Raw genomic sequence first — 11,115 nt, forward strand, 5'->3', positions numbered from 1 at the left:
CCGGATCCGATCCGGCGCCCCGCTCTGCTTCCATGTGCCGCTCCGCCGCGATTCGAACCATTCGCGCAGATCGGATGTCTATCCAGTATGGGCCCGGGCACCGCCGCTCCCGGGCAGCGTGGCGCACTCCCGGGCAGATCCTCCACGAGGGCTGGAGGAACGAGGCTCCCCATCGAGAATGGAGATCGGCCGATGCCGTCGAAAGCAACGTACTCCCTCCCCGCCCTCGCACTCCTCGCGGGCCTCCTGCCGGCGGGCCTGGAGGCGCAGCAGGATGCGGCAGTGGACACGACCGCATCTGCCACGACCGCGCTGCGCGCCGCGGACATCCGACCCGCCGCCGGCCCGGTCCGGATCGACGCCCAGCTCGACGACGCCGGGTGGGAGGGCGCCACGCGGATCCAGGGCTTCGTCGAGCTCCAGCCCCGCGAGGGGGCCCAGCCCCCGGTCGAGACCGAGGTGCTCCTCGCGTACGACGAGGCCAACCTGTACGTCGCCTTCATCGCGAAAGACCCGAACCCGCAGGCCATCCGTGCCACCCTCCAGCCGCGGGACCGGCTCTGGAGCGACGACTGGGTGGGCGTCCTCCTGGATCCCTACGGCGACGCCTCTCTCGGGTACTACTTCGTCTCGAACCCCATCGGCGTCCAGGGCGACCTGCAGATGACCCCGCAGCGGGAGGACTCCTCCATCGACTTCGTCTACACGACGGCCGGCCGGATCACGGAGGAGGGCTACGTGGTCGAGATGGCGATCCCCTTCCGCAGCCTGCGCGTGCCCGACCGCGAGGTGCAGAAGTGGGGGATCATGCTGGTGCGCACCTACCCGCGCTCGAGCCGGCACTACGCCACGTGGCCGTCGATGAGCCGCAACAACCAGTGCCAGCTCTGTCAGGTCGCGCAGCTCGAAGGCATCGGGCGGGTGCGCACCGGCGGGAACCTGGAGCTGCTCCCCGCCGCGGTCGCGTCACGCGCCGGGCGGCTCCAGAACCCCACCGACCCGAGCTCCTTCGAGCAGGGGGGCCTGCAGGCGGAGCCCTCGCTCGGGGTCCGGTACACCTTCACGCCGGGGTGGAGGGCGGAGGCGACGCTGAATCCCGACTTCAGCCAGGTGGAGTCGGACGCGGCGCAGGTGGACGTGAACACCACCTTCGCGCTCTTCTTCCCGGAGCGCCGCCCCTTCTTCCAGGAGGGGATGGACCTGTACCAGACGCCGCTGACCGTCTTCTACTCGCGGTCGGTGAACTCCCCCCAGGGGGCGGTGAAGCTGACCGGCCGGTCCGGCCGGACGAGCGTCGGCTACGTCGGCGCGCGCGACGAGCACACTCCCTTCATCGTCCCGTTCGAGGAGCGCACGGCGGTCCTGCAGGCCGGGCACAGCTTCACCAACGTGCTCCGCGTGCAGCGGAGCCTCGGCGGCTCCAACGTCGGCGCGCTGCTCACCGACCGGAGGCTGGAGGGGGGCGGCTCCGGGACCACGCTGAGCGCGGACGGGCTGTACCGCTTCACCCCCGTGTACAACGTGTCGGGGCACCTGGTTTTGAGCCACACGCAGGAGCCGAACGACTCCGCGCTGAGCGCCCGCCTCCCGAGGCTCACCTTCGGGGGCGACGGGGGGGAGCACACGGCCGCCTTCGACGGCGAGTCCTTCACCGGGTACGGCGGCTTCGTGCGGGTGGCGCGGGACGCGCGGCACTGGAGCTGGAACGCGCTCTACCTGGGCGTCTCCCCCACGTACCGCGCGGACACCGGCTTCCAGAGCCAGAACAACTACCACCGGGCGACCGTCTTCACCGGCCTGAACTTCTTCCCGCACCGGTACGGCGTCGAGCGGGTCACGCCCTCGCTCTTCGGCGGCGGCTACTGGAACTTCCAGGGGGAGCAGCAGCAGGTCCTGTTCTCGCCCGGGATCAGCGCCACCCTCCCGCGCCAGACGCAGGTGGGGATCAACTCGACCTTCCGCGAGGAAACGTTCCGGGGCGTGCACCTGACCGGGATCCGGGAGCTCGGTGTCTGGGCCAGCAGCAACTTCAGCGACGCGGTGCGGGCGGGCTTCAACCTGGGCACCGGGCGCCGGGTGGCGCGGACGCTGGCCGTGCCCGAGGTCGGGCCGGGGAGGAGCGCCAGCGCCTGGGCCGTGATCAAGCCGGTGCAGCAGGTCGTGGTCGAGCCGTCGCTCAGCTACGAGCAGCTCCACCTCACCAGCGGCACGGAGGTCTTCAGCGGCTACATCGCCCGGACCCGGTTCAACTTCCAGTACAACCGGGAGCTCAACTTCCGGGTGGTGGCGCAGTACAACGGCTTCCGGGACCGGGTCGACCTGGAGCCGCTGCTGGTCTACCAGCTCAACCCCTTCACCATCTTCTACGTGGGGTCGACCTACACCTCGAGCGAGTTCGACGGACACGGGTTCGTGGGGACGAGCCGCCAGTACTTCGCGAAGTTCCAGTACCTGCTCAGACGGTGACCGGGCGCGCTGGAAGGCTTCGCCACGCTTGAGGCGGCCGGCGGGGAGTTTGCAGGGGGCGGTGCGCCTGGACCGCGCCCGAGCGCCGGGCGCACCGCCCGACTCCCCAGCCCCCTGCCGCGAGGCCGCCATGCCCGATCCGAACGCCATCAACCGGACGCCCGACCCCCAGGCCAGGCCCGGCTGGAAGCTCCGCCTCGAGGACCGCCTGGGGCTGCTGGATCCCGTCCAAATCTTGGTCTTCCGCTCCTTCGGCACGCCGGAGCTGGTCCGCATCCGCGGGCGCGTCCGCGAGCGGAAAGGGGTAGCGGGAACCACCGAGGAGTCGTCGTTCTGGCAGAACGTCAGCAACACGCTGCACCGGCTGGAGAGCGACGAGATCCCCGGGGCACGCGTCCGGGCGCGGCTGGGAGGGCGGACCCTGGAGACCACCACCGACGAGGAGGGGTACTTCTCCCTGGAGCTGGAGCCCGAGGAGCCGCTGACCGCCGGGTGGCACGAGGTGGAGCTGGAGCTGGTGGAATCGGTGGGCCGGCCCGCGTGCCGCACGGTGCGCGGGCGCGTGCTGGTCCCCTCTCCCGACGCCGAGTTCGGGGTGATCAGCGACGTGGACGACACCATCATCCGCACCCGCTCCAACGACCTCCTCCGCGAGATCGAGATCGTCTTCGGGAAGGGCGCGCGCGACCGGGTGGCCTTCCCCGGCGTCCCGGCGCTCTACCGCGCCTTCTCGCGCGGGCCGGACGACCAGGGGGACAACCCGGTCTTCTACGTCTCGATGAGCGGGTGGAACCTGTACGACCTTCTCGAAGAGTTCATGCGGATGAACGACATCCCGGAGGGGCCGCTCTTCCTGAGCGACCTGCGGCTCGTCGAGAAGCCGTCGGAGGTGATGGGGAGCGCGCGGCACAAGTGGGAGAGCATCGACCTGCTGATGCGCACGTACCCCGAGCTTCCCTTCGTGCTGGTGGGCGACAGCGGGATGCACGACCCGCAGCTGTACCGCGAGGTGGCGGAGCGGCACCCCGGCCGCGTCCGGGCCGTGTACGTCCACGACGTGAGCCCGCCGGAGCGCGACGACGAGGTGGACCGGATCGCGCGGGAGCTGGAAGGGCACGGCGTCCCCCTCCTGCGGATGGAGAACACCGTCCGTGCCGCCGAGCACGCCCACGAGATCGGGCTGATCAGCGCCGACGGGCTGGAGGAGGTGCGCCGCGAGGTGCGGCGGCAGGAGCGCGGGGGCGATGGCCCGGGGTCGGACTGATCGGCGGGCGAACCGCCGGAGGAGCCTCCCCCCGCCGACCGCTCGCGACACTGCCGGATTCGGTTGTTACACCACCCTTTACTTCACCGGCAGCACGTTGTCCGCCGAGTTGCGGTCGATGTAGAAGTTGTACGGATCGATACCGGCATACGTCGGCTTTCTGTCGGTTACGAACCTCAGCACCCGGCGGCCGGAGCGGATGGGGTGGCGCTCCAGCAGAACCACGTGCGACGTATCGAAGGCGTCACGGCCGGGTTCGGCGGTGAAGAGGCCGACTTCGATGCGCTCGGCGAGCGGCGTCTGCGTCTCGGCGCCGCCGTTGGCGTAGAACTTCGTCGCCTCGACAGGCACGGTCACGTCCCACCTGCCGTCTGCGCGGCGGACGGCTGTGGGTCCGGTGACTTTCAGGTCGTAGAGGGTGACGCGCTCGAAGAGGTCGGTGATCAGTGCCTGCTCTTCGGGCGTTCTGGCTTCCGCGCGGAGCGCGTCGACGAAGTCGACCGAGCGTGGGTAGGGTGCGCCCTTGAACCTGTATCGGTCCAGCAGACTTCTGAGCGCCCGGTTCACCGCCTCCTCCCCCAGCCGCTTCTGCAGCAGGTACATGACGACGGCTCCCTTGCGGTAGGTGACGTGGTCCTGCCCGACCACGCGGATGAGCGGTGGTTCCTCCTCTCCCGTGTAACCGCGGCCCTCCAGGTAGCGATCCAGCTGGAACTGCAGGGCGCGCCGGATCCCGTCCTCGCCGTACAGCCCCTTCGCCACCATCATCGCCGAATACTGGGCGAGGGTCTCGGACAGCACCTCCCGGCCCTCCATGTCCGCCCCGACGACCTGGTGCGCCCAGTACTGGTGCGCCAGCTCGTGCGCGGTGAGAAACGTCACGTAGTCGATCGTCTCCGGCTCGTCGTAGTCGGAGATGAAACCCACCGTTTCCGAGTACGGGATCGTGCCGGCGAACGCCTGCGCGAAGTCGTGATAGCCGGGAAACTCGACGATCCGGGCGTGGTCGAAGGGATACGGGCCGAAGTTCGCCCGGTAGTAGTCGAGCGACGCCGCGAGCGCGTCGAGCATGCGGTCGACGTTCCACGCGTGCGCGGGGTGGTAGTAGACGGCGAGATCGACACCGGCGTGCTGGCGGTGCCTCTCCGCATAGCGGGCCGACTGGATCGAGAAGCGCGGATGCATCGGCGCGTCCGACACGAAGCGGGCGACGCGCCTGCCGCCGCGCACGACGTCCGACACCTTGCTGCCGGGTGCGATCGGCGTCTGGTCCGCCGACGTCGACACGGTGATGTCCGCCATGGCCCATCCACGCCCGGGAGCTGGCTTTGCGGTCGCGGAGAGATCCTCCAGCTTCGGCGTTCCCGGCGCCTCCGGGAGGCCGTACCTGCGCCGCGCCGCGGGGTCCTGCAGCGTGCCGGCGCGGCCGGCGCCGACGAAGGGCATGAGCCGGCTCTCGTTGAGGAAGGTGCCGTTCTCGACGAGCCGGGTGTTCGTCGGCGCGTTGCGAAAGCCGCGGACCCGCAGCCGCGTCTCGAACGCCAGGACCCGCTCTTCGCCCGGGCGCATCGGGTGGTCGAGGCGATAGATGCGGTAGTTGTGTCTTGAGTCGTCCACGATCAACCGGGCGCCGTCGATGCCGGCGCTGGTGAGCTCGAGGTCGTCCCCGAACACGCGGACGTGGATGTCCGAAATCGCCTCCGCCGTCAGGTTGCGGAGCCGCTGGCGGCCCTTCGTAAGCGCTCGCCGATCCTCCGGATAGAGGGCGACGTCGAGCGTCAGGTCCACGATCGCCGGCTGCGGCAGGTCGAAGTATCTCCCGAACCGCTTTTCGTACTCCGCCGCGTCGGCCTCGCTCGCGCTCCGCGTCCGGTACTGGTTGAGGACGTTGGTGTTGTAGTACGCATAGCCGCCGGCCGCGATGAACGTCAGCAGGGCGGCGCCGGCCGCCCATCCGGGCGGGCCGGCCAGCCGCCGTCTCGCGAGCGCGAGCCTCGGCTTCAGCCGGACCTCGGTGCCGCGTCTCCACAACACGTGCGCGGCGACCAGCAGCAGGACGGCGAACGCTCCCCAGTACACGCGGAACGTCCATGCCCCCTTCCAGAACGACCCGGCGCCGTTCATGTCGCTGAGGGGAATGCGGGGCGTCCCGCCGTACAGCAGGAGGTTGTGATCGATCGCCGTGTTCAGCTGCTGCCACACCAGGAAGAGCACCATGATCCCCCAGCCGACCGCCTTGTGGGGGCTGATCGCGTGGACGAAGATGGCCAGCGCCGCCAGGAGCAGCATGTCCCAGGTCCCCGGGAGCACGTACCAGAGCAGGTACTTGCCGAGCTCCAGGTCGGTGAAGCCGAGCGAGAGCTGGACGATGACGGACGCGACCACGCCCGTCAGCAGCATGGCCATGAGCACGAGCGCCATCGCCAGCGTCTTCGACACCACGTAGACCCAGCTCGGCATCGGGGCCGCGTCGACGATCTCATGCATCCTCCGGTCGCGCTCGCGCCATACGAGCTCGCCCGCGTAGTAGATGGCGACGATCAGCGGAATCACGAACAGGCCGTTCTCGATCTCCGGAATCATCGAGAGCGTCGTCGGGTACGTCGGCCGTCCGTCCGGGTCGCGCTGGGTGGTCAGGGAGACGAGGGTCGTGAACAGGCCCCACGCCATCAGCACGGGAAAGGCGGGGCTCAGGACCACCTGCTTCATCTCGAACCGGGTGCGCATCCACAGCAGTGCGCGCAGCGCCGCGCCGCCGTGCCGCGGGCCGGGCAGCGACGTGGGCCCCGCCGGCACGGATGGGCTCGCGGACGCCCGCTGCGCGAGCTTCTGCCTCTTTCGCTCGCGCTTCGACATCCCCTGGTCGGCGAAGCGGAAGGCGGCATGGGCGAGCGCCAGGCAGAGGATGGCGATGCCGATCCAGAGCAGGCGGTTGTAGAGCAGCGCCCCGGTGAAATCGGGCAGCATCACGTTCCGTTCGGCCACCGTCCAGTACCGCGTGGCGTCGCTGAGGGCGCGCGCGCCGAACGGATCCGCGAGGGCGACCGCCGTCTCGAGCTGCGGCCGGTCGGCGAAGGCGCCTTCCAGGACGAAAAAGGCCGAGACGAAGCCGATGACGCCCAGGTACGTCCCCATCATCGAGCGCGTGATCGTGGCCAGCGCGAAGAAGACGGCGGAGTGGATGAGGATGTTCGGCAGCGCGAGCAGGAAGTAGCCGTAGAGATGGTGGACGAGCCGGTTCGGTCCGAGGGTCGCGGGATCGGCCCAGGGCATCAGCGATCCGAGCCAGATGGCGAGCGGCACCGCCAGGAGGCAGAGCGCCGCGACCGCAAACGCGCCCAGGTAGCGGCCCATCAGGTACTCGAACCTGCTGATCCTCGTCGAGCGCACGATCGGGCCGAAGCCGGTCTCGTCGTCGCGGATCACGGCGTTGGCGACGAACGACGTCGTCACGAACATGAAGAAGATCGAGACCACCAGGTAGTTTCGGAGCGTGGCGTAGGCCGCGTTCTCCAGGAGGCCGCCTTCGGAGCCGAGCTCGAAGCCGTCCACGCTCATCGAGACGAAGAACAGCGCGAAGGCCGCCGCGGTCGTCACCCACAACAGCGGGTTCCGGAGCAGGTAGCGGAATTCGAAGCGGGCGATGTCGGTGAGCATCGTTGGCCTCAGGCGGCGCGGCGCGACTGCGCGAGCGTGCAGAAGTAGACGTCCTGGAGCGCGGCGTCCACGGAGGTGAAGCCGTTGCCCGGATCGTGGTCGGAGAGGACGTGGACCACCGTCCGGCCGGCGAAGAGGCGCGTGGAAAGGATCTCGTACTGCTCGCGATAGCGGGCGAGCTCGCCGCGGTCGATCACCTTCATCCAGATCCTGCCCCGCGTGGAGTGGATGAGCTCCTGCGGCGATCCTTCGAGCTGGACCCTCCCGTCGGCCAGCACGGCCATGCGGTGGCAGAGATCCGACACGTCCTCGACGACGTGGGTGGAGAGGATCACCACCACGCTCTCGCCGATCTCGGCGAGCAGGTTCAGAAAGCGGTTCCGCTCTTCCGGGTCGAGGCCGGCGGTGGGCTCGTCGACGATGATCAGCTCCGGGTTGCCGATCAGCGCCTGGGCGATGCCGAAGCGCTGGCGCATGCCGCCGGAAAAGCCGGAGAGCATCTTCCTGCGGACTCCCCACAGGTTCACCTGGTGCAGGAGCGTTTCGACGGTGGCCCTGCGGTCCGCCGGCGAGGCGACGCCCTTGAGCACCGCCATATGGTCGAGCATCTCGTAGGCGGAGACGCGCGGATACACGCCGAAGTCCTGGGGCAGGTAGCCGAGCGTGCGCCGCAGCCTCTCGGGCTCGCGGATGACGTCGACGTCGCCGAAGCGGATCGCCCCCTCCGTCGGGGTCTGCAACGTCGCGATCGTTCGCATCAGGGTGGACTTGCCGGCGCCGTTCGGACCCAGGAGGCCGTACATCCCGCTCGGGATGGACAGGGTCACGTGGTCCAGGGCGCGTGTCCCGTTGGCGTACACGTGGCTGACGTCGTGGAGGCTCAGCATCGGTTCGGCGAGGTAGGAGTGTCGGTGAGAGCAGGGGCGCGGTACAGCGCGTCGATGCAACCTGAGGCTCCGCGTGGATCCCCGACACCCGCGATTCGCCGAACGGCAGATCGGGACCGCCGAATGGCGGCGCGGGGTGTCGCCTCCCGGCGTCGGAGCGCGTATCGTCCATGAGCAGCCTGCCGCCACCTCCGTCCCCCCACTCGAATGGTCCCACTGCCCTTCGTTCTCGCGGCGCTCGTCCAGGCGAACGCACCGGTGTGGTCCCGCGACGAGGTCGTGTCCGCGGTGATCCGGGTGAGCACCGGGCTCGTGATCGCCATCGTCGTCTACCGGCTCGCCCGCCGGGTGCCGTGGCCGTGGCCGTTCCGCCTCCGCTTCGCGGCGCTGCACCTCGTCGCGGCGCCGCTGGCGGCTCTCGCCTGGTACGCGTCGTCGGTCGCCCTCGAGGCGCTCGTCCCCGGATTCACCCCGGAGGGGCGGGGCATCTGGCGGCTGCTGGAAACCCTCTCCCTGGGGAGCTTCTTCTACGCGGTACTAGTAGGGGTCTCCTACGCCATGGAGGCGAGCGGGCGCGCCGCGCGTGCCGAGGCCACCGCTGCCCGCACGCAGCTGGCGGCGCTGCGGGCGCAGCTCCACCCGCACTTCCTCTTCAATGCCCTGCACACGATCGTGCAGCTCATCCCGGCCGACCCGGCGCGCGCGACCGAGGCGGCGGAGCTGGTCGCGGACCTGCTGCGCGTCACCCTGGAGGAGCAGCGCGACGAGGTGACGCTCGGCGACGAATGGCGCTTCGTCTCCCGCTACCTGGCCGTCGAGCGGATCCGCTTCGGCGACCGGCTCGTCGTGCGCGCCGACGTGGCCGCCGACCTGCTCGACGAGCGCGTCCCCGCGTTCGCGCTGCAGACGCTGGTGGAGAACGCGGTGCGCCATGGCGCCGCGCCCCGCGTGGCCGCGACGGAGGTCGTGGTGACCGCCGCCCGCCGCGCCTCGGAGCTGACGCTCTCGGTCCGGAATACGGGCGACGGTGGGCCCGCCCGCGCCGCGGGGGCAGGCGCGGGAACCGGGCTGGCGCGGCTGCGGGAGCGGATCGCGGTGCTCTACGGCGGCGCGGCGAGGCTGGTGAGCCGCCCGGACGGGGACGGCGGGTTCGAGGCGGTGCTCGTCGTGCCGCGGCACCGCGGGAGGGAATCGTGAAGGTCACGGCCTTCGTCGCCGACGACGAGCCGGTCGCGCGCGCGGGGCTGCGCGCCATGCTCCGTGAGCTCGACTGGGTGGACGTCGTCGGGGAGGCGGCCGACGGGGAGTCCGCGGTCACGCGGATTCACGAGCTGCGGCCGGAGCTCGTCTTCCTGGACGTGCAGATGCCGGGACTGCTGGGCACGGACGTGCTGCGCCGGCTGGAGCGGGCGCCGTTCGTCATCTTCACCACGGCCTTCTCCGAGCACGCGGTGAGCGCCTTCGAGCTCGGCGCGGTGGACTACCTGCTGAAGCCGTTCGGCCCTTCGCGGCTCGCCGCCGCGATGGAGCGCGTGCGCTCCGCGCTCGGCGAGCCCGCGCCGGTCGACGCCTTCGAGCGGTTGAGCGGTGCGCTCGCGGGCGGGCCCATCAGCCGGCTCTTCGTGAGGGTCGGCGGGACGCTCGTTCCCCTCCCGGTCGAGCGCGTGTCGTGGTTCGAGGCCAGCGGCGACTACGTGACCGCCCACGCGGGGAACACCGGGCACCTGCTCCATCTCTCGCTGAGCCGCCTGGAGGCCCGTCTCGACCCCCGGCGCTTCGTGCGGGTGCATCGCACGCACATCGTGAACCTCGACCAGGTGCGCGCGTTCAGGCGCGACGCCCGCGGGAACCTGGAGGCGGAGCTGCTCGACGGCGCGCGCGTGCCGGTGAGCCGCGCGCGCGCGCAGGAGCTCAGGAGGCTCGGACGGTAGCGCGCGAAGGCGGTGTACGCCCCCCCTATCTCGACCCCGAGCTCTTCGGCGTCACCGCTCGCCTGGCGAACGTACGCCTCTGGGGGATCGAGTGGTGGGAGCCGCTCGCCGAGTGGTACATCCCCCCCGAGCGCCGCCTGCCGCGTGACCGGGGAGAGCGGTAGTGCGAGAGCAGCGTACGCGGCCCCATATAGCGCGGGGTTGACCTGATCCGTAGCTTCCCGGGTTCGGCAGTGCGTGAGTCCGATGCGGGAGCTTCGTCCTCAGAGAAGGATCTTGCTGTATGGCTGAGGAGCAACGGAACCGCCAGCTCTGGCTGGAGGCAGCGCTCATCTTCGCCGCCTGGACGGTCTTCGGACTGATCACGGCGAACCAGTTCTACATGCAGTCCGGGCTGCGCGGGAATCCGGTGCCCTGGCGGGACGCCCTGCGGCACGGCCTGCTCGAGGCGTACCTCTGGGCGTTCGCCACCCTCGCCATCTTCTGGCTGGCGCGGCGCTTCCCGCTCGAGCGGGGGCGTATGCTCCGGAGCATCGCGGTTCATCTTTTCGTCGCCGTCGTCCTCTCGCTGTTGCGGGTCGTCTTCATGGTCGAGCTGAGCCGGCACGTGGAATGGCTCCGGGAGCGATCCTTCAGTCGTCAGTTCTGGGGATCGTCCCACCAGTACCTTCTCTTCTATGCGCTCCTGCTCGGCATCGCCCACGCCGTGCTCTACCACGGGCGCTATCGCGAGCGCGAGCGGGCCGCGGAGCGGTTGGCGGCCGGCCTCACCGAGGCGCGGCTGCAGGCGCTCAAGATGCAGCTGCAACCGCACTTCCTCTTCAACACCCTGAACGCGATCTCGGCGCTCATCCCCGACGAAGCGAAACCCGCCAGGCGAATGGTCGCCCGCCTCGGTGACCTCCTGCGC

At 70.1% G+C, this 11,115-nt stretch carries 7 protein-coding genes; 5 read left to right on the forward strand and 2 right to left on the reverse strand.

The window, feature by feature from the left end; translation table 11 throughout:
- Nucleotides 1–192: 192 nt before the first annotated feature.
- Together VGR37_20170 and VGR37_20175 are read left to right on the forward strand one after the other, a co-directional pair.
- Complete coding sequence (locus VGR37_20170; protein HEV2149727.1) at nucleotides 193–2,466, forward strand: DUF5916 domain-containing protein; 2,274 nt, start codon at nucleotides 193–195, stop codon at nucleotides 2,464–2,466.
- A 130-nt stretch (nucleotides 2,467–2,596) separates the two neighbouring features.
- Nucleotides 2,597–3,730 (forward strand): phosphatase domain-containing protein, encoded by a 1,134-nt coding sequence (locus tag VGR37_20175; protein HEV2149728.1) that lies wholly within the window; start codon nucleotides 2,597–2,599, stop codon nucleotides 3,728–3,730.
- A 78-nt stretch (nucleotides 3,731–3,808) separates the two neighbouring features.
- On the opposite strand, the gene VGR37_20180 is transcribed toward VGR37_20175, so the two are convergent.
- Together VGR37_20180 and VGR37_20185 are read right to left on the reverse strand one after the other, a co-directional pair.
- Entirely contained in the window at nucleotides 3,809–7,387 is a 3,579-nt protein-coding gene (locus tag VGR37_20180; protein HEV2149729.1) for an ABC transporter permease, read from the reverse strand.
- A gap of 8 nt (nucleotides 7,388–7,395) precedes the next feature.
- Complete coding sequence (locus VGR37_20185; protein HEV2149730.1) at nucleotides 7,396–8,274, reverse strand: ABC transporter ATP-binding protein; 879 nt, start codon at nucleotides 8,272–8,274, stop codon at nucleotides 7,396–7,398.
- Nucleotides 8,275–8,481: 207 nt separating this feature from the next.
- Between VGR37_20185 and VGR37_20190 the strand changes: the two genes are divergently transcribed.
- The 3 genes from VGR37_20190 to VGR37_20200 form a co-directional block, all read left to right on the forward strand.
- Nucleotides 8,482–9,471, forward strand: a complete 990-nt coding sequence (locus tag VGR37_20190; GenBank protein HEV2149731.1) for a sensor histidine kinase — start codon at nucleotides 8,482–8,484, stop codon at nucleotides 9,469–9,471.
- Complete coding sequence (locus VGR37_20195) at nucleotides 9,468–10,205, forward strand: LytTR family DNA-binding domain-containing protein (GenBank protein HEV2149732.1); 738 nt, start codon at nucleotides 9,468–9,470, stop codon at nucleotides 10,203–10,205. Before VGR37_20190 ends, VGR37_20195 begins: the two co-directional genes overlap by 4 nt.
- Nucleotides 10,206–10,488: 283 nt before the next feature.
- A partial coding sequence (locus VGR37_20200; GenBank protein ID HEV2149733.1) for a histidine kinase occupies nucleotides 10,489–11,115 on the forward strand: 627 nt, incomplete at its 3' end.

It is taken from the genome of Longimicrobiaceae bacterium (assembly GCA_035936415.1).
GTDB lineage: Bacteria > Gemmatimonadota > Gemmatimonadetes > Longimicrobiales > Longimicrobiaceae > JAFAYN01.